Annotated in this window: 19 protein-coding genes; 7 read left to right on the top strand and 12 right to left on the bottom strand. The window is 67.9% G+C overall.

Annotated elements, in window-relative coordinates; all coding sequences use genetic code 11:
- Positions 1-2: 2 nt before the first annotated feature.
- Positions 3-758: a crotonase/enoyl-CoA hydratase family protein gene (locus tag J7654_RS14735; protein ID WP_209736632.1), complete on the top strand. Its 756-nt coding sequence runs from the start codon at positions 3-5 to the stop codon at positions 756-758.
- On the opposite strand, the gene J7654_RS14730 is transcribed toward J7654_RS14735, so the two are convergent.
- The 6 genes from J7654_RS14730 to aroC form a co-directional block, all read right to left on the bottom strand.
- Positions 755-1,972: a class I SAM-dependent RNA methyltransferase gene (locus J7654_RS14730; RefSeq protein ID WP_209736631.1), complete on the bottom strand. Its 1,218-nt coding sequence runs from the start codon at positions 1,970-1,972 to the stop codon at positions 755-757. The two genes, J7654_RS14735 and J7654_RS14730, sit on opposite strands and share 4 nt — an antisense overlap.
- Positions 1,969-2,718 carry a TlyA family RNA methyltransferase gene (locus J7654_RS14725; protein ID WP_209736630.1) on the bottom strand — a complete coding sequence of 250 codons (750 nt, stop codon included), beginning with the start codon at positions 2,716-2,718 and terminating at the stop codon, positions 1,969-1,971. Before J7654_RS14725 ends, J7654_RS14730 begins: the two co-directional genes overlap by 4 nt.
- On the bottom strand, positions 2,715-4,631 hold the full coding sequence (gene dxs, locus J7654_RS14720; protein WP_209736629.1) for a 1-deoxy-D-xylulose-5-phosphate synthase: 1,917 nt from the start codon (positions 4,629-4,631) through the stop codon (positions 2,715-2,717). Before dxs ends, J7654_RS14725 begins: the two co-directional genes overlap by 4 nt.
- A 142-nt stretch (positions 4,632-4,773) precedes the next feature.
- Positions 4,774-5,043, bottom strand: a complete 270-nt coding sequence (locus J7654_RS14715) for an exodeoxyribonuclease VII small subunit (RefSeq protein ID WP_209736628.1) — start codon at positions 5,041-5,043, stop codon at positions 4,774-4,776.
- Positions 5,044-5,067: 24 nt separating this feature from the next.
- Entirely contained in the window at positions 5,068-5,994 is a 927-nt protein-coding gene (locus J7654_RS14710; RefSeq protein WP_209736627.1) for a histone deacetylase family protein, read from the bottom strand.
- Positions 5,991-7,085: a chorismate synthase gene (gene aroC / locus J7654_RS14705; protein WP_209736626.1), complete on the bottom strand. Its 1,095-nt coding sequence runs from the start codon at positions 7,083-7,085 to the stop codon at positions 5,991-5,993. The genes J7654_RS14710 and aroC overlap by 4 nt, the downstream gene beginning before the upstream one ends.
- A gap of 186 nt (positions 7,086-7,271) precedes the next feature.
- Here aroC and J7654_RS14700 point away from each other — a divergent pair, with 186 nt between their 5' ends.
- On the top strand, positions 7,272-7,490 hold the full coding sequence (locus J7654_RS14700) for a hypothetical protein (protein WP_209736625.1): 219 nt from the start codon (positions 7,272-7,274) through the stop codon (positions 7,488-7,490).
- On the opposite strand, the gene J7654_RS14695 is transcribed toward J7654_RS14700, so the two are convergent.
- From J7654_RS14695 to J7654_RS14680, 4 genes are all read right to left on the bottom strand, one after another.
- The gene (locus tag J7654_RS14695) at positions 7,487-8,107 is read right to left on the bottom strand and encodes a histidine phosphatase family protein (protein WP_209736624.1); all 621 of its coding nucleotides are present in this window, start codon (positions 8,105-8,107) and stop codon (positions 7,487-7,489) included. The genes J7654_RS14700 and J7654_RS14695 overlap by 4 nt on opposite strands.
- A 5-nt stretch (positions 8,108-8,112) precedes the next feature.
- Positions 8,113-8,931, bottom strand: coding sequence for an enoyl-ACP reductase FabI (gene fabI / locus J7654_RS14690; protein ID WP_209736623.1), 819 nt, complete (start codon positions 8,929-8,931; stop codon positions 8,113-8,115).
- Between the two features lie 102 nt (positions 8,932-9,033).
- Positions 9,034-9,975, bottom strand: coding sequence for a DnaJ C-terminal domain-containing protein (locus tag J7654_RS14685; RefSeq protein ID WP_209736622.1), 942 nt, complete (start codon positions 9,973-9,975; stop codon positions 9,034-9,036).
- A 106-nt stretch (positions 9,976-10,081) separates the two neighbouring features.
- On the bottom strand, positions 10,082-10,492 hold the full coding sequence (locus J7654_RS14680; protein WP_209736621.1) for an RT0821/Lpp0805 family surface protein: 411 nt from the start codon (positions 10,490-10,492) through the stop codon (positions 10,082-10,084).
- A gap of 74 nt (positions 10,493-10,566) precedes the next feature.
- Here J7654_RS14680 and pdxH point away from each other — a divergent pair, with 74 nt between their 5' ends.
- A complete protein-coding gene (gene pdxH, locus J7654_RS14675; RefSeq protein ID WP_209736620.1) occupies positions 10,567-11,178 on the top strand; it encodes a pyridoxamine 5'-phosphate oxidase in 612 nt (203 codons plus the stop codon).
- Between the two features lie 47 nt (positions 11,179-11,225).
- On the opposite strand, the gene tldD is transcribed toward pdxH, so the two are convergent.
- Complete coding sequence (gene tldD / locus J7654_RS14670) at positions 11,226-12,641, bottom strand: metalloprotease TldD (protein WP_209736619.1); 1,416 nt, start codon at positions 12,639-12,641, stop codon at positions 11,226-11,228.
- A gap of 43 nt (positions 12,642-12,684) precedes the next feature.
- Positions 12,685-13,200: an invasion associated locus B family protein gene (locus J7654_RS14665; protein WP_209736618.1), complete on the bottom strand. Its 516-nt coding sequence runs from the start codon at positions 13,198-13,200 to the stop codon at positions 12,685-12,687.
- Between the two features lie 402 nt (positions 13,201-13,602).
- Between J7654_RS14665 and coxB the strand changes: the two genes are divergently transcribed.
- The 4 genes from coxB to J7654_RS14645 all read left to right on the top strand — a co-directional run bounded on the left by coxB (position 13,603) and on the right by J7654_RS14645 (position 17,404).
- Positions 13,603-14,559: a cytochrome c oxidase subunit II gene (gene coxB, locus J7654_RS14660; protein ID WP_425340251.1), complete on the top strand. Its 957-nt coding sequence runs from the start codon at positions 13,603-13,605 to the stop codon at positions 14,557-14,559.
- Between the two features lie 35 nt (positions 14,560-14,594).
- On the top strand, positions 14,595-16,196 hold the full coding sequence (gene ctaD / locus J7654_RS14655) for a cytochrome c oxidase subunit I (RefSeq protein WP_209736616.1): 1,602 nt from the start codon (positions 14,595-14,597) through the stop codon (positions 16,194-16,196).
- A gap of 128 nt (positions 16,197-16,324) precedes the next feature.
- On the top strand, positions 16,325-17,266 hold the full coding sequence (locus tag J7654_RS14650; RefSeq protein ID WP_209736615.1) for a heme o synthase: 942 nt from the start codon (positions 16,325-16,327) through the stop codon (positions 17,264-17,266).
- 3 nt (positions 17,267-17,269) lie between these two features.
- On the top strand, positions 17,270-17,404 hold the full coding sequence (locus tag J7654_RS14645; RefSeq protein WP_209736614.1) for a protoheme IX farnesyltransferase: 135 nt from the start codon (positions 17,270-17,272) through the stop codon (positions 17,402-17,404).
- Positions 17,405-17,408 lie beyond the last annotated feature (4 nt).

Here is a 17,408-nt window from a genome sequence, read left to right as displayed (position 1 = left end):
CCATGAGCGATTTCATCACCACCGCGCAGGATGCGGGCGTCCTGACCGTCGGCCTTAACCGGCCGGACAAGAAGAACGCCATCGACCGCGCCATGTACCGCGCCATGGCCGATGCCTTGCAACGGGCCAGCGCCGATCCGGCCGTGCGCGCCGTTCTGGTGAAGGGCGTTCCGGGCGCCTTCTCCTCGGGCAACGACATCACGGACTTCCTGGCGATCGCCACGGGCGGTGAGAAGACGGACGAGGTGGAGGCGTTTCTCTTTGCGCTTGCCGATTGCCGCAAGCCGCTCATCGCGGCGGTGGACGGGCTCGCCATCGGCATCGGCACCACGATGCTGATGCATTTCGACCTCGTTCACGCCAGCCCGTCCTCGATCTTCCGCACGCCCTTCCTCGATCTCGGGCTGGTGCCGGAGGCGGCCTCCAGCCTCTTGGCCCCCCGCCTCATGGGGCACCAGCGCGCCTTCGCGCTTCTGGTCGCGGGCGAGGGTTTCGATGCGGAAGCCGCCAGGGCCGCGAACCTCGTGACCGCCATCGTGCCCGGCGGCGAGGTGGAGGAGGTGGCGCTGCGCGCCGCGCACGCCCTTGCCGGCAAGCCGCCCGAGGCGCTGGCCATCGCGCGCGACCTCCTGCGCGGGGACCGCGCGGAAATCCTCGACCGCATCCGGCTGGAAGCGGATCACTTCCACAAGCGCCTGCGCTCCGAGGAGGCGCGCGCCGCGTTCATGGCCTTCATGGCGCGGGGCAAGCGCTCCTAACGCGTGAACAGCGCCACGGCCTCCACGTGGTGCGACCAGAGGAACTGGTCGATGGGCGTCACCGAGACCAGCCGGTAGCCACCGTCGATCAGGATTTTCGCGTCGCGCGCCAGCGTTGCCGGGTTGCAGGACACGGCGGCAACGCTGGAGACCTTGGAGGCGGCAATCTCGCGCGCCTGCGCCTCCGCGCCGGCGCGGGGCGGATCGAAGACCAGCCCCTCGAACCGTGCCAGTTCCTTTACCGTGAGAGGGCGGCGGAAGAGGTCGCGCCGCTCGATCGCGATGGGCCTGAGGCTGCCGGCAACGCGGCTGGCCTTGTCGAGGGCGGCGAGAGCCGGCGCATCGCTTTCCAGCGCGTGCACGGCGTGCGAGCGCGCCAGCCTGAGCGCGAAGGTGCCCACGCCGCAAAAGAGGTCCGCCACGGCCTTCGCGCCGGCCAGATGGCCTCCCACGAGCCGCGCCATGGCCGCCTCCGCCGAGGCGACGGCCTGAAGGAAGGCACCCGGCGGCACTTCGACAGCCATGCCGCCGAGATCGACGAGAGGCCGGCGCGACTCGACGAGGGATTCGCCCGAGACCGTCAGCCGCGCCAGATCGGCCTCCAGAGCCAGGGAGACGGCCTGCCGGCGCAGCGTCTCGTTCATCTTCGCCGTGTCGTCCAGCGAAAGGTCGAGCCCCATCGGCCCGGCGAAGACGGTGAGGCGCAGGGGGCGCTTTCGGTCCACCATGAGGGCCGCGAAGCGGCGCAGCAGCGGCAGGGCCCGCTCGATCTCCGGCACCACGACGAGGCAGGTCTTCAGGTCCTCGATACGGTGGCTCTGGGCTTGATGGAAACCGAGGAGCACGCGGTTTCCGGCGCGTAGCGCGGTGAACACGGCGCGGCGGCGCGTGGCGGGCGCACACGGGACGAGCGGGAAAACCTCCGTCTCGATGCCCGCGCGGCGAAACGCTTCCGCCACGACATCCTGCTTGAAGGCGCGATAGAGACCGGGCGAGGCATGTTGCAGGTCGCAGCCGCCGCAGGCGCCGAAATGCGGGCAGGGTGCCTCCTGCCTCTCGGGCGAAGCGCGCAGGATCGAACCGATCCGCGCTCGCTGGCCATCGCGCAGGATTTCCAGCTCCTCGCCGGGCAGCGAGAAGGGCACGAAGAGAGGCCCGGCCGCGACGCCGTCCCCCTTGGCGCCGAGGCTTTCGATGCGCACGATCTCATTCATGCCTTGCGCGCTCCGAGCAGGAACTCGCGATTGCCGTCGCCGCCCTCGATGGGGGACGGGACAAGGCCGAGCACGCGCCATTCCGGCTGCGCCCCCAGCCAGTCGGCGAGCGATTGCGCGACGGCGGGCGCCGAGGAGGGGTCGCGCAGCATACCGCCCTTGCCCACGGCCTCACGCCCCGCCTCGAACTGCGGCTTGACGAGGAAGACCCCGGCGGCGCCGGGCGAGGCGAGGGCGAGCGCCGGCGGCAGCGCCAGCCTCAAGGAGATGAAGGACACATCGGAAACCACCATGCCGATGGAGTGCCCGCCAAGGTCGCCGGCTTCAAGAGCGCGCGCGTTCAGTCCCTCCAGCGAGGTGACGCGCGGGTCGCCCGAAATCTGCGGATGCATCTGCCCGTGGCCGACATCGACGGCGACCACATGGGCGGCGCCGCGCTCCAGCAGCACCTGCGTGAAGCCGCCGGTGGAAGCCCCGATGTCGAGCGTGTCCAGCCCGGCCGGGTCGAGCCCGAATGCATCGAGCCCGGCGATGAGCTTCAGCGCGGCGCGGGAGACGTAGCCGCCCACCGGATCGTCCACGGCAAGCGCGGCGTCGGCGGCCACCATCTGCGAAGGCTTGCGCACGAGGGCGCCTTCCACGTGCACGTGGCCGCGCAGGACCGCATCCCGCGCCCGGGCGCGGGAGGGAAACAGGCCGCGTTCGGCCAGAAGCCCGTCGAGGCGTTGTCGGCCGGGCTCGCTCACGCGTTGAGGACGCGGCGAGCGCCATCGCCGAGGGCCCGGAAGACGGCATCCACGATGCCGGCCTTGTCGAGCCCCACCTGCGCGATCATCGCCTCGGGGGCAGCGTGGTCGACGAAGCGGTCGGGCATGGTCAGCGGACGCACCTTCAGGCCGTGGTCGAGAAGGCCGTTGCGCGCCAGATGCTCCAGCGCATGGGCCGCGAAGCCCCCGGAGGCGCCTTCCTCCAGAAGGATCAGCACTTCGTGGTTCTGCGAGAGGCGGCGCAGGAGATCGACGTCCAGCGGCTTGGCGAAGCGCGCGTCGGCCACGGTGGTGGACAGGCCGAACGTATCCAGTTCCTCGGCCGCCAGCACTGCGTCGGACAGGCGCGAGCCGAAGGAGAGGATGGCGACCTTGGAGCCCTCCTTGACGATACGGCCCTTGCCGATTTCCAGCGGCTGCCCGCGTGCCGGCATGTCCACGCCCACGCCGTTGCCGCGCGGGTAGCGGAAGGAGATGGGCCCCTCGTCATAGCCGGCGGCGGTGCGGACCATATGCACCAGCTCGGCCTCGTCGCTGGCCGCCATCACCACCATGCCGGGTAGGGCGGAGAGAAAGCCGGTATCGAAGGAGCCGGCATGGGTCGGCCCGTCGGCGCCCACGAAGCCCGCTCGATCGATGGCGAAGCGGACGGGCAGTTCCTGGATCGCCACGTCGTGCACGATCTGGTCATAGGCGCGCTGGAGGAAGGTGGAATAGATGGCGCAGAAGGGTTTGTAACCCTCGCTCGCCAGCCCGGCCGCGAAGGTGACCGCGTGCTGCTCGGCAATGCCGACATCGAAGGTGCGAGCCGGAAAGACCTCGCCGAAGAGATCGAGGCCGGTGCCGTTCGGCATGGCCGCGTTGATGGCGACGATCTTCTCGTCGTCCCGTGCCTCCTGGATAAGGCTCTGCGCGAAGACTTTCGTGTAACTGGGCGCATTCGCTTTGGCTTTTGCCTGGGCGCCCGTCACCACGTCGAACTTGGAGACGCCGTGATACTTGTCGGCGCTGGCCTCGGCCGGGGCATAGCCCTTGCCTTTCTTGGTGACGACGTGAACGAGGATCGGGCCCTCCTTGGCGTCGCGCACATTCTTCAGCACGGGCAGCAGATGATCGAGGTCGTGGCCGTCGATCGGCCCTACATAATAGAAGCCCAGCTCCTCGAACATGGTGCCGCCGGTGAAGAAGCCGCGTGTGAACTCCTCCGTGCGGCGGGCGCCCTCACGCATGAAGTCCGGCAGCTTCTCGGTGATCGCCTTTGCATGGTGACGCAGGGAACGATAGGCCTTGCCCGAGACGAGCCGCGCGAGATAGGCGCTCATCGCGCCGGTCGGCGGGGCGATGGACATGTCGTTGTCGTTCAGGATGACGATCAGGCGCGCATCGAGCGCGCCGGCATTGTTCATCGCCTCATAGGCCATGCCGGCCGACATCGCGCCGTCGCCGATCACCGCCACGACGTTGTTCCGCCCGCCCGAAAGGTCGCGCGCCACGGCCATGCCGAGGCCGGCCGAAATGGAGGTGGAGGAGTGGCCGGCGCCGAAGGGGTCGTACTCGCTCTCCTTGCGCTTAGCGAAGCCCGAAAGCCCGCCCTCCTGCCGCACGGTGCGCATGGCCTCGCGCCGGCCGGTGAGGATCTTGTGGGGATAGGCCTGATGGCCGACATCCCAGATCACCCTGTCGCTTGGCGTATCGAAGACGTAGTGCAGGGCAACCGTCAGCTCGACGACGCCGAGCCCCGCGCCCAGATGCCCGCCCGTGCGCGAGACCGCATCGACGAGGTCGCGCCGCAACTCTTCGGCGAGCTGGGGCAGGTCGCTTTCGGAAAGCTCCCGCAGATCGGCGGGTGAACGGACCCTGTCGAGGAGCGGCGTATTGGTCGTATCCGTCACCGGGCCTTGCACCTTCTCAATAGCTTCGGAGCGCCTGCCCGCCCTCTGGCGCGCGCAATCGGCTCCGATTGAATGACCATAGATCGTCGCCGCGCCGGACTGTTCAAGTCGCCACGCCCGTTCGACGGGTGATTTCCCGCTCTCAATCCGGGTCCAGCGGCTCGACGCCCGCCGGCTTGCCGGCCCGCGAGAGCTTGATCTTCTCCACCTTGTCCTCTGCCGCGCCCAGCAGGCGGTCGCAATGGCCCTTCAGCTTTTCGCCGCGTTCGAAGATGCGGATGGATTGTTCCAGCGGCACGTCGCCGCGCTCCAGGTCGGAGACGATCTTCTCCAGCGCGTCGAGCGCCTCCTCGAAGCTCATGCGCTTGATGTCGGCGTCGTCCGCCGGCGGGGTGCTTGGGGTGTTGGACATCGAGTTTCCCGGAAAATCGGTCGGTCAGCCGACGATGAGGCGCTTGACGTGCGCCGAGACGGAATTGGCCAGGCCGGTGAGGTCGTAGCCGCCTTCCAGCAGCGAGACGAGGCGGCCGCCGGAATGGCGGTCGGCGACCTCCAGAAGCTGGCCGGTCGCCCAGTCGAAATCGTTCTCCGTCAGTTTCAGCCCGCCCAGCGGGTCGCGATGATGCGCGTCGAAACCCGCCGATACGATGACGAGGTCCGGCGCGAAGGCGTGCAGCGCGGGCAGCACCATGTCGTGGAAGGCCTCGCGGAAGAGATCGCCCCCGTCTCCCTCGGAGAGCGGCACGTTGACGATGTTGCCGGCGCCCGTCTCCGACGCTGCTCCGGTGCCGGGATAGAGCGGCATCTGGTGCAGCGAGACGTAGAGGACGGACGGGTCGGACCAGAAGATGTCCTGCGTGCCGTTGCCGTGGTGGACATCCCAGTCCACGATGGCAATGCGGGGCAGGCCGTGGCACGCCTGCGCGTGGCGCGCGGCGATGGCGGCCTGGTTGAAGAGGCAAAAGCCCATGGCGCCCAGGCGCGTGGCGTGATGGCCGGGCGGGCGCGAGGCCACGAACACGTTGGAGGCACGCCCCTCGGCCACGTCGTCCACCGCAAAGCACGCCGCCCCCACGCCGAAGAGCGCCGCCTGGAAGCTCCTCGGGCTGACGACCGTGTCGCCCTCCACCCGCACCATGCCCTCGCGCGGCACGACCTTGGCGAGACGGCGCACGTAATCGTGCGGGTGGCACAGGAGAAGCTGCGCGGTGGTGCCTTCCGGCGCCTCTGCACGGTCCAGATGCTGGAAGGTCTCCGCCTCCAGCGCGGCCTCCACCGCCGCCATCCGCTCCGGCCGCTCGGGGTGCCCTGGCCCCGTCAAGTGCTCGGTAAAGATCGGATGGTGGTAGAGCCGCGTCGTCATCCGCGGCCTGTCTGGCCGCGATGGCGCAGATAATGGTCGGCGAGGGCACAGGCGACCATGGCTTCGCCGATCGGGACTGCGCGAATGCCGACACAGGGGTCGTGCCGGCCCTTGGTCATCACCTCCACCTCCTGCCCCTCGGCATCGATGGAGCGGCGCGGGGTGAGGATGGAAGAGGTCGGCTTCACCGCGAATCGCGCCACGATGGGCTGGCCGGTGGAGATGCCGCCCAGAACGCCTCCGGCATTGTTCGAAAGGAAGGCGGGCTCGCCGTTCTCGCCCATGCGGATTTCGTCGGCGTTCTCCTCGCCGGAAAGCTCGGCCGCCTCGAAGCCGTTGCCGATCTCCACGCCCTTCACGGCATTGATCGACATCAGATGGGCGGCGATATCCTGGTCCAGCTTGCCGTAGAGCGGCGCGCCGAGACCGGCCGGCACGCCCTCCGCCACGACCTCGACCACCGCGCCGATGGAGGAGCCGCGCTTGCGCGTATCGTCCAGAAGCTGCGTCCAGCGCTCGGCGGTCTCAGCGTCCGGGCAGAAGAAGGGGTTGCGGTCCACCTCGTGCCAGTCGAAGCGCGCCCTGTCGATCTTCACCGACCCGATCTGGACCAGCGCGCCGCGCACCCTGACGCCGGGCACCACGAGCCGCGCGATGGCGCCGGCGGCCACGCGCGTGGCCGTCTCGCGCGCGGAAGAGCGCCCGCCGCCGCGATAATCGCGCAGGCCGTACTTGATGTCGTAGGCGATGTCCGCATGGCCGGGCCGATAGCGCTGCGCGATCTCCGAATAATCCTTGGAGCGCTGGTCGACATTGCGGATCATCAGCGAGATCGGCGTGCCGGTGGAAATCAGCTCGCCTTCCGCATCGCCGGACACCACGCCGGAGAGAATCTCCACTTCATCCGGTTCGCGCCGCTGCGTGGTGTAACGGGACTGGCCGGGGCGGCGCTTGTCGAGAAGGGCCTGGATGTCGCTCAGCCGGAAGCGAAGGCCCGGCGGCGTTCCGTCCACCACGCATCCGATGGCCGGCCCGTGGCTTTCGCCCCAGGTGGTGACGCGGAAGAGATGGCCGAAGCTGTTATGTGACATGAGCGATCCGCAGACAGATAGTGCCGTTTCTTATGGCAGGGCCGGCGCCGCGGTCAAACTTCGATTTATTCCAATCCTGAGCGGGGACGTGCGGGAAAAGGCCATATTCGCCGAAAACTCTGGATGAATGCGTTACCCGTGCCCGGTTGCGGGCCGGCCGCGTTCCTTGGTTGCAGGAGGTGCTGCATGTCGGCCCGCATCGTCGCGTTGTTCGGCTGTTCCGCTCTCGCGGTCGCCGCCTCCATCCCGGACAGCGCGCAGGACGCTTCCGGCCGCGTGGCGCTGGTGGGCGAGGACTTCCTCGTCTTGGATGACGGGCGGCGCTATGCGCTGCCGGATACGCTCGGCTCACAGGCGCTGAGGCCCGGAATGACCGTCCACCTCATCGTGGTGGAAGCGGCTTAGACCCAGACGGCCGTGCCGTCCTGCCAGCGCAGCACGCGGTCCTGCAGGATATCGGCGTGCGCGGCATCCGCCTGCGGTACGCCGGCATGGAGATGGAGGAAAGCGCGGGTGATGCCGCCATGGGCGACGAGGATGGTGGGGCGCTTCAGCCTCTCGAAGACCGGGCGGACGCGGCGGGCCAGAAGGCCGTAGCTCTCGGCCTGCGCGCCCGCCGGCAGATAATTCCACTTGTCGCGGTTCCGTGCCGCGACGGCGCCGGGCTCGCGCTTTTCCATCTCGGCCAGGGTGAAGCCCTGCCATTCGCCGAAATGAAGCTCCTTCAGCCGCGCGTCGGTTGAGAAGCCTTCCTCCGGCAGTCCCGCGTTGCGCCGGAGAATCCGCATGGTCTCCATCGTGCGCCCGAGGGGGGAGGCGATGAAGTCGAACTCCCGCACCGCGTCGCCCAGGATTTCGCGCAGCGTGGCGCCGTTGCGCGCGGCCTGCGCGCGGCCCGTGTCGTTCAGCGGGATATCGCGCTGGCCCTGTATGCGCCCTTGCGCGTTCCAGTCCGTCTGGCCGTGCCGGCAGAGGAAGAGCAACGGGAGCGCCGCCGGCTCGGCGGGCGCCTGAGCCGACACGGCGATCAGTCCTTGACGACGGAGATGTCGGGCGCGTCCACCGCCTTCATGCCGACGGTGTGGTAGCCCGAATCGACATGATGCACCTCGCCGGTCACGGCGGTGGACATATCGGACAGGAGGTAGAGCGCCGACTGGCCGACTTCGTCGATGGTGACGGTGCGCTTGAGCGGCGAGTTGTACTCGTTCCACTTCAGGATATAGCGGAAATCGCCGATGCCGGAGGCCGCGAGCGTCTTGATCGGCCCGGCCGAGATGGCGTTGACGCGAATCGCCTTGCCGCCGAGATCGACGGCCAGATAGCGTACCGAGGCCTCCAGCGCGGCCTTGGCCACGCCCATGACGTTGTAGTGCGGCATCACCTTCTCGGCGCCGTAATAGGTCAGCGTCAGCATGGAGCCGCCTTCCGTCATCAGCTTCTCGGCGCGCTGGGCCAGCGCCGTGAAGGAGTAGACGGAGATCAGCATGGTCTTGGAGAAATTGCCCTCGCTCGTGTCCACGTAGCGGCCGGTCAGCTCATCCTTGTCGGAAAAGCCGATGGCGTGGACGAGGAAGTCCAGCTTGCCCCACTTCTCTTCCAGAAGCGCGAAGACGGCGTCCATGCTGGCCGCGTCCGAAACGTCGCAATGGCCGGCCAGCGTGGCGCCCAGCTCGGCGGCCAGCGGCTCGACCCGCTTTTTCAGCGCGTCGCCCTGGTAGGTGAGGGCAAGCTCCGCCCCCTGCGCGGCGAGAGCCTTGCAGATGCCCCACGCGATCGACCTGTTGTTGGCCACGCCCAGCACGAGACCGCGCTTGCCGGCCATCAGGCCGCTCGTTTCCGTCATGGGGACGCTCCCTGTTACCACTCCATCGGGTGCGGGGCGGTATGGCATAGGCGCCGGGGAGCGACAAGCGCAGGGCCGATCACGCTCTTCGCAGGAATGTTTCTATTCGGCCGCGGCCTTGCGCCGCTCTTCCAGAAAGGCGGCGAGGGCCGGGTCGGGCTCGCGGTCCAGCGATATCTGGAGGGTGACGAGCAGATCGCCACGCCCGCCGTCCTTGGTTGTCAGCCCCTTGCCGCGCAGACGCAGGACGCGGCCCGAATTCGTCCATGGCGCGATTCGGGTGGCCACGCGCCCGTCCAGTGTGTCCACCATCAGCCGGCCGCCGAGCACGGCGTCTGCGAGCGGCAGCGGCTGCTCCATCAGAAGGTCGCGGTCCCGCACCTTGAAGCGGGGATGCTCCGCGAAGACGATCGTGACCAGCGCGTCGCCGGCCGGGCCTTCATCGAAGGCGGCAGGCTGGCCCTGGCCGCGCAGGCGAATGGTCTGCCCGTCCTCCACCCCGGCCGGCAGCTTGATGGCCAGCCGCTTGCCGGTGGGGAAGATCGCTTCCACCTTGTCCTGTGAGACGACGTCCTCCAGCGCGACCTTCAGCGTGGCGCGGATGTCCTCGCCCTTCACCGGCGTGCTCCGCGCGGCGCCGAAGCCGGATCGACGGCCGGCACCGCGCCCCATGGCGCCCCCGAAGGCCTGTTCGAAAAAGTCAGAGAAACCCGATTCGCCGAAACCGGCCCCGCCACCCGGCGAGGACCGGAACTCGAACCCGCCGGAGCGGGCGCCCCCGCCGAAGGGGCTGCCGCCGCCAGGAAAGCCCTGGAACTTGGGCTTTCCCTCGCCGTCGATCTCGCCGCGATCGAACTGGGCGCGCTTCTCCTTGTCGCCCAGGATCTCGTAAGCCTGATTCGCCTCGTTGAATCGGGCCGCGGCCGAGGGGTCGTCCGCATTGGTATCGGGGTGATAGGTCTTGGCCAGTTTGCGGAAGGCCGATTTGATCTCGGCCTCGCTCGCGGTCTTGGACACGCCGAGAACAGCGTAGGGGTCGCGCATCGCGGGTTTCTTCCTGTTCGCAAGGGCGGAGCGGGCGCGAAGTGGCCCGCCAGAGCGTTCGCCGCCTATATGGCGAGCCGGAAGCCGAACTGGAAGGGAGTGAACGTCAGTCGTTCGTGGTGAATCGCGTCAGCGTCCATTCGCCCTGGCCGGCCGTGCATGCCTCCCCGGCATAGAGCGCGATCCCGTCGAAGCGCTGCCGGGAGGTGGTGAAGGCGCGGCAGATGCGGCCGCCGGCGCGCTCTTCGGTAATCGCGGTGATGGAGCCCGTCGCGCCGGTCTGCGGGTTGGCCCAGGCGAGGGGCCGCGCCTCGACGGTGGAAAGGTCCGCCGCCGAAACCGCGTTGCGCACGGCCCGCCCGTCCGAATCGATCTCCGGATCGGAGATCGGCGGCGCGATGGAACCGGTGACGAGCGAGCGGTCCACCATGTCCTCCAGCCCCTGGCCGCTGATGACCGTGCAGCCGGAGACGGCGATGCACAGGGTGAGGAAGAGGGATGGGCGGATCGAAATCATCGCGCTCAAATCTTTGCCGTCGGGGCCGGGAGAAGAGTATGAAGGCGCCGTCACGCGAGTGGAGAACGACGAGAATGGCTGCCGAACCCCTAAAATTGGATGAAACCGACGATCCCTTCGCGATCTTCGCGCAATGGCTCGACGCGGCGACGCAAACCGAGCCCAACGATCCGAACGCGATGACGCTCGCCACTGTCGACGCGCAAGGATTGCCCAATGCGCGCGTGGTCCTTCTCAAGGGGTTCGACCAGCGCGGATTCGTCTTCTACACCAATTTCGAAAGCGCCAAGGGGCAGGAACTTCAGGCCGCGCGTAAGGCCGCGCTGTGCTTCCACTGGAAGAGCCTGCGCCGGCAGGTGAGGGTGCGCGGCGCGGTGGGGATCGTGAGCCCGGAGGAGGCCGATCTCTATTACGCCTCGCGCCCGCGCGGCAGCCGCATCGGCGCCTGGGCATCCCGCCAGTCGCACCCGCTCGATTCGCGCGGAACGCTGGAGGCGCGGGTGGCGGAGGTGGAGGCGCGCTTCGGTTCCGGCGACATCGCGCGGCCGCCGCACTGGTCGGGCTTCCGCGTGGAGCCGGTCGAGATGGAGTTCTGGCAGGACGGCGCCTCCCGCCTCCACGACCGCTTCCGCTTCACCCGCGAGAGCGCGGGGGATGCCTGGGCGGTGACGCGGCTCTACCCTTAAAGACCGTTTATGCGTTCGGACGGGTCGCCGAATTCTCAAACGGTCTCTTAAGCCTGTGTGCCGCCCACGGTGACCGCGTCCATGCGCAGATGCGGCTGGCCGACGCCGACCGGCACGCTCTGGCCGGCCTTGCCGCACATGCCGACCCCCATGTCGAGCGCCAGGTCGTTGCCGATCATGGACACGCGATGCATCGCCTCGGGCCCGTTGCCGATCAGCATGGCGCCCTTGATCGGCTCCTGCACGAGGCCGCCGCGAATGCGGTAGGCCTCCGTGCAGCCGAAGACGAACTTGCCGGAGGTGATGTCCACCTGCCCGCCGCCGAAGGACACGGCGTAGATTCCGTCCTTCACTGAGGCGATGATCTCGGCCGGCGTCCTGTCGCCGGCGAGCATCATCGTGTTCGTCATGCGGGGCATGGGGGCGTGGGAGTAGGATTCACGCCGCCCGTTGCCCGTGGCGGCCACGCCCATGAGGCGGGCGTTCTGCCGATCCTGCATGTAGCCGACGAGCTTTCCGTCCTCGATCAGCACATTGCGGGCCGTGGGCGTTCCCTCGTCGTCCACCGAGAGCGAGCCGCGCCGTTCCGCGATGGTGCCGTCGTCCACCACGGTCACGCCCCTGGCGGCGACCTGCTGGCCCATCAGCCCGGCAAAGGCCGAGGTCTTCTTGCGGTTGAAATCGCCTTCCAGGCCGTGGCCGACCGCCTCGTGCAGCATCACGCCCGGCCAGCCGGAGCCGAGCACGATGTCGAAGCTGCCGGCCGGCGCGGGAACGGCCTCGAGATTCACCTTGGCCTGGCGGAGCGCCTCGTCGGCGATCGCCTTCCAGTTGCGCTCCTGCATGAATTCGGCGAGCCCCGTGCGCCCGCCGCTGCCTTGCGAGCCCGACTCCTGCCGCTCGCCACGCCCGGCGACCACCGAAACGTTGAGCCGGACCAGCGGGCGCACGTCGCGCACCAGCCGCCCGTCCGCCCGCAGGATCTCCACCACCTGCCACAGGGCCGAGATCGAAACGGAGACCTGCCGCACCTCGGCATCCTTGCCGCGCAGATAGGCGTCGATCTCCTGCAGAAGACGGACCTTGGTCTCGAAGGGCGGGGAGGGGATGGGGTTCTCGTCTCCGTAGAGGCGCATGTTGGTGCCGGCCGGCGCTTCCGCCATGATGCCGTGATGACCGGCGCGCACGGCCGATACGACACTGGCCGCACGCTTGAGCGCCGCCAGCGAAAGCTCGCCCGAATGGGCGAAGCCCACCGCCTCGCCGGCCACGGCCCGGAGCCCGAAGCCGCCATCGGTCGAGAAGTTTCCGGCCTTCAGGCGGCCATTGTCGAAGACGAGAGACTCCTGTTCCCGATATTCGACGAAAAGCTCCCCGTCGTCCGCGCCGCGCAGCGTGTCGCCCAACAGGGCCTCGATCTCGGCGCGCGAAATGTCGAAGCGTTCGATCAGCGAAGCGGTCATTCCACTCTCCTTGCGGCAGGTACGAACGGGGCGGGAGGCCTGTTCAGGGGAGGGCGGCGAAGCCCTCTCCGAAGCCGACGAGGTCGACCGGGATGCCGATCCCCTGCTCCGGCGTCTGAAAGACGATGAAGGTGGCCTGCTCGCCGTCCGAAAGCGTGGAGAGAAGCGTAGGATCGAGAATGACCTCGGCGTAGCAGCCGTCCTCGAAGCAACGCACGAACTGCGCCCGGCCGATATCGCGCCCGTCCACATAGAGGCCGAGGCCGTTCGGCAGGAGGATGCCGAGCGGGGCGAGAACGCGCAGGATCTGCGCCTGCCCGTCCGCCGTCTTCAGCGCCAGGACCGAGAGGCCGATCTCGGGCCGGTCGTCCGCGACCACGTTCTGGAGCAGGGCGCATTGCTCCCCGGCGGCGCCGGCCGGCTGGTCGCAGACAACGGCCCACGCGCCGTGCTCGGAGCGGACCGCGCCGGTCGTGCCCGACTGGGCAGAGGCGGAAGCCGCCAGGAGCGGCAGGGTGGCAAGGGCGGCAAGGGCCCTGACGGCGAACATTGTCATCATCGAACAATCCGAATCACGATCGTGGCGACCTGCGCCGCTTATGGCAAACAATTGATGCGATGGGCACCTCGCCGCCGGCGATCTTCGTTCCGAAGGGCCGGACGGTGGATATGCCGCCGCGATCCCGCGAGGCTTGGCGGCAGGCTCCCGGCAAAGGGGCGTCCCGGCCGCGCCCTGCGGCCAAATACCGTCCTCAAAACACCTATCCATGCGTCACGGCAGCCTCTAAACTGGGGCTTGAGTCGAGGAGGGCTTATGTTGCGGAAGCGGCGGTTTCGTGGTTGAAGCGAGCGCCAGATGCACATTGGCGGCATTCGAATTCGGGAAGCATTTCCCGTTCCCCGGGGCGGACATTGCTGCTCGGCTCGGTGCACGGCAGTCCATCATACGGGGAGAGCATTCGTGAAAAGACCGATCCTTGCAGCCGCAACGCTTCTGGGCACGACGGTCACGGTGCTTGCGCAGGAGGCGCAGCTCCCGCCCGGCCAGCCGCATCCCTGGCAGATGGGGCTGCAGGAGGCTCTCTCTCCGCAGAAGGCGCAGATCGACTGGTTCTCGAACTACACGCTCTGGTTCATCATCCCCATTACCGTCTTCGTGGCCGCGCTCCTGGCCTGGTGCGTCTTCCGCTACCGGGCCAGCGCCAATCCCACACCCTCGCGCACCAGCCACAACACCGCCATCGAAATCGTCTGGACGCTGGCGCCGGTCCTCATCCTCCTGGCGCTCGCCATTCCCTCGTTCCAGCTTCTGACGGCACAGTACAACCCGCCGCGCGAGCCCGAGCTGACGGTGAAGGCGACCGGCTACCAGTGGTATTGGGGCTACGAGTACCAGCCGGCCGAGACGGGCTCCGCCCCCTCGGCGCCCGCCTCGGCCGCCGACGGCGCGCTGGCGGCCGAGGCGGGCGCCGAGGGGGCGGAGCCCGTCTCCTTCCTCTCCTACATGCTGCAGGACGGCGACCGCGCCGCCATCGGCAAGGAGGACCGCACCCTCTATCCGCGCCTTCTGGCCGTGGACAACGAGATGGTCGTGCCGGTGAACACGGTGGTGCGCCTGCTGACGACCGCGGGCGACGTGATCCATTCCTTCGCGCTTCCCTCACTGGGCGTGAAGGTCGATTCCATTCCGGGCCGGATCAACGAGTATTATTTCGAGGCGGTGCGCGAGGGCATCTTCTACGGGCAATGCTCGGAGCTTTGCGGCCGTGACCACGCCTTCATGCCCATCGCCGTGCGCGTGGTAAGCCAGGAGCAGTTCGACAACTGGCTGGCGGCGGCGGCCGACAGCGTCGAGAACGCCAACAGCCTGCTGACCGCCGAGATCGAGGCCGCGGGGGCGGTCGTCGCGTCTCGCTGATCCTTCAGAATACTCCCGTTTCCACGGAGACAGCCATGGCTCACGCCGCCGAACACGACGCCCATCACGATCACAAGCCGAGGGGCTGGGTGCGCTGGGTCTACTCGACCAACCACAAGGATATCGGCACGCTCTACCTGATCTTCGCGATCTTCGCGGGCATCGTGGGGGGCGGATTGTCGGTCGTCATGCGCATGGAGCTGCAGTCTCCGGGCCTTCAGATCTTCGGCGACCCGCAGCTCTTCAACGTCTTCGTCACCGCGCACGGCCTCATCATGGTGTTCTTCATGGTGATGCCGGCGCTGATCGGCGGTTTCGCCAACTGGATGGTGCCGATCATGATCGGCGCGCCGGACATGGCCTTTCCGCGCCTGAACAACATCTCGTTCTGGCTGCTGCCGCCGGCGCTGCTCCTGCTCGTCATGTCTCTCTTCGTGGAGGGCGCGCCGGGCTCGACGGGCGCGGGCACGGGCTGGACGGTCTATCCGCCGCTCTCCGAATCCGGCCATCCGGGGCCGGCCGTCGATCTTGCGATCTTCTCGCTGCACATCGCCGGCGCCTCCTCGATCCTCGGCGCGATCAACTTCATCACCACCATCCTGAACATGCGCGCGCCGGGCATGACGCTGCACAAGATGCCGCTCTTCGCCTGGTCGGTCCTCGTGACCGCGTTCCTGCTGCTCCTGGCCCTGCCGGTGCTGGCCGGCGCCATCACCATGCTTCTGACCGACCGCAATTTCGGCACCACCTTCTTCGTGCCCGAGGGCGGCGGCGACCCGATCCTGTACCAGCACCTATTCTGGTTCTTCGGCCATCCCGAAGTCTACATCATGATCCTGCCGGCCTTCGGCATCGTCAGCCACATCATCTCCACCTTCTCGCGCAAGCCGATCTTCGGCTATCTCGGCATGGCCTACGCCATGGTGGCCATCGGCGTCGTGGGCTTCGTGGTGTGGGCTCACCACATGTACACGACGGGCATCTCCCTCAACACGCAGCGTTATTTCGTGTTCGCCACGATGGTGATCGCGGTGCCGACCGGCATCAAGATATTCTCCTGGATCGCGACCATGTGGGGCGGGTCGATCAGCTTCCGCACGCCCATGATCTGGGCGATCGGCTTCATCTTCCTGTTCACGGTGGGCGGGGTCACGGGCGTCAAGCTCGCCAATGCCGGCATGGACCGCGTGCTGCACGATACCTATTACGTGGTCGCCCACTTCCATTACGTCCTGTCGCTGGGGGCGGTGTTCGCCATCTTCGCGGGCTGGTACTACTGGTTCCCGAAGATGAGCGGCTACATGTACAGCGAGAAGATCGCCAACACGCATTTCTGGCTCACCTTCTTCGGCGTCAACATCCTGTTCTTCCCCCAGCACTTCCTTGGCGCCGCCGGTATGCCGCGCCGCTACGTGGATTATCCGGATGCGTTCGCGGGCTGGAACTTCGTCTCCTCGATGGGCTCCTACCTCTCCGCTTTCGCCTTCCTCGTCTTCCTCTACGGAGTGTGGGACGCCTTCGCCAAGAAGCGCATCGCGGGCCCCAATCCGTGGGGCGAGGGGGCGACGACGCTGGAATGGCAGCTCTCCTCGCCGCCGCCCTACCACCAGTGGGAGCAGCTTCCGCGCATTCGCTAGGAGGCGCCTGCGCCTTGCCCTTCGTCCCGGCCTCGCAAGGGCCGGGACGTTCACTTCGGCGGCCGCGAGCCGCCGGTCGGCCGCGCGGGGCGCCATGCCCTTTCGCGGCCAAAGCATGAGGTGACGAATTGACCGCAGTCGACATCAGGCCGGAGGAAGCGCGCCCGGCGATCAGCCTTGCGGAGCCGGGGGACTTCCTGAGCCTTCTGAAGCCTCGGGTGATGTCGCTCGTCATGCTCACCGCCGTCACCGGCTATGTCCTGGCGCCCGGCGGGCTTCATCCGGTGCTGGCGTTCGTCTCGCTCATGGCCATCGCCATCGGCGCGGGCGCCTCGGGCGCGCTGAACATGTGGTACGACGCCGACATCGACATCCTGATGAGCCGCACCGCGCAGCGGCCCGTCCCCACCGGCCGCGTGACGCCGGAGGGGGCGCTCGCCTTCGGCCTGTCGCTTTCGGTCTTCTCCGTCATCCTGCTCGGCCTGGCGGCCAACTGGTTCGCGGCGGGCTTCCTGGCCTTCACGATCTTCTTCTATGCCGTCATCTACACGATGTGGCTGAAGCGCTCGACGGCGCAGAACATCGTCATCGGCGGCGCGGCGGGCTCCTTTCCGCCCATGGTGGGCTGGGCGGTCGCCACGGGCGGCGTCAGCCTCGAATCCGTCGTCCTCTTCCTCATCATCTTCCTGTGGACGCCGCCGCATTTCTGGGCGCTCTCCCTGTTCAAGATGAAGGATTACGGCCGCGCGGGCATTCCCATGCTGCCGAATGTGGCCGGGGAGCGCTCCACCCGCCGGCATATCTTCGCCTACAGCCTGCTGCTCGTGCCGGTTGGCATCCTGCCGTTCGCGCTCGGCTTCGCGGGGCCGGTCTACGGCGCGGCCTCCATTCTTCTCGGCGCCAACTTCATGCGCCATGCGTGGCGGGTGCTGAAGATGGCGGATGGCGATGCCGCGATGGTGCCGGCCAAGAAGCTTTTCGCCTTCTCCATCGTCTATCTCTTCGCGCTCTTCATGCTCCTGCTGCTGGAAGGCACGGCCACCGATCTTCTCATGGCGGCGAGGGGCTGAGGCATGGATGAGGACAGGGTGAGCGTCTCCCCGGCCGAACTGAAGGCAAGACGCCGCCGGTCGCTCGCTATCGCCGGCGCGCTCGTGGCGGTGGTCGTGCTCTTCTATGTTGTGACCATCATCAGGATCGGGAGCTGAGAGG

The sequence above is a fragment of the Aureimonas populi genome, from assembly GCF_017815515.1.
GTDB lineage: Bacteria > Pseudomonadota > Alphaproteobacteria > Rhizobiales > Rhizobiaceae > Aureimonas > Aureimonas populi.
The sequence above is the reverse complement of the archived record's forward strand: the minus strand, read 5'-3'. Positions and strand labels throughout refer to the sequence as shown.

What these genes read in the sequence shown, in the direction of transcription:
- J7654_RS14665 (WP_209736618.1), bottom strand. Translation starts at nt 13,200, where the DNA reads ATGATGACAATGTTCGCCGTCAGGGCCCTTGCCGCCCTTGCCACCCTG.
- pdxH (WP_209736620.1), top strand. Translation starts at nt 10,567, where the DNA reads ATGGCTGCCGAACCCCTAAAATTGGATGAAACCGACGATCCCTTCGCG.
- J7654_RS14710 (WP_209736627.1), bottom strand. Translation starts at nt 5,994, where the DNA reads ATGACGACGCGGCTCTACCACCATCCGATCTTTACCGAGCACTTGACG.
- J7654_RS14735 (WP_209736632.1), top strand. Translation starts at nt 3, where the DNA reads ATGAGCGATTTCATCACCACCGCGCAGGATGCGGGCGTCCTGACCGTC.
- ctaD (WP_209736616.1), top strand. Translation starts at nt 14,595, where the DNA reads ATGGCTCACGCCGCCGAACACGACGCCCATCACGATCACAAGCCGAGG.
- tldD (WP_209736619.1), bottom strand. Translation starts at nt 12,641, where the DNA reads ATGACCGCTTCGCTGATCGAACGCTTCGACATTTCGCGCGCCGAGATC.
- fabI (WP_209736623.1), bottom strand. Translation starts at nt 8,931, where the DNA reads ATGACGGAAACGAGCGGCCTGATGGCCGGCAAGCGCGGTCTCGTGCTG.
- J7654_RS14680 (WP_209736621.1), bottom strand. Translation starts at nt 10,492, where the DNA reads ATGATTTCGATCCGCCCATCCCTCTTCCTCACCCTGTGCATCGCCGTC.
- J7654_RS14730 (WP_209736631.1), bottom strand. Translation starts at nt 1,972, where the DNA reads ATGAATGAGATCGTGCGCATCGAAAGCCTCGGCGCCAAGGGGGACGGC.
- aroC (WP_209736626.1), bottom strand. Translation starts at nt 7,085, where the DNA reads ATGTCACATAACAGCTTCGGCCATCTCTTCCGCGTCACCACCTGGGGC.
- J7654_RS14685 (WP_209736622.1), bottom strand. Translation starts at nt 9,975, where the DNA reads ATGCGCGACCCCTACGCTGTTCTCGGCGTGTCCAAGACCGCGAGCGAG.
- J7654_RS14700 (WP_209736625.1), top strand. Translation starts at nt 7,272, where the DNA reads ATGTCGGCCCGCATCGTCGCGTTGTTCGGCTGTTCCGCTCTCGCGGTC.
- J7654_RS14715 (WP_209736628.1), bottom strand. Translation starts at nt 5,043, where the DNA reads ATGTCCAACACCCCAAGCACCCCGCCGGCGGACGACGCCGACATCAAG.
- J7654_RS14645 (WP_209736614.1), top strand. Translation starts at nt 17,270, where the DNA reads ATGGATGAGGACAGGGTGAGCGTCTCCCCGGCCGAACTGAAGGCAAGA.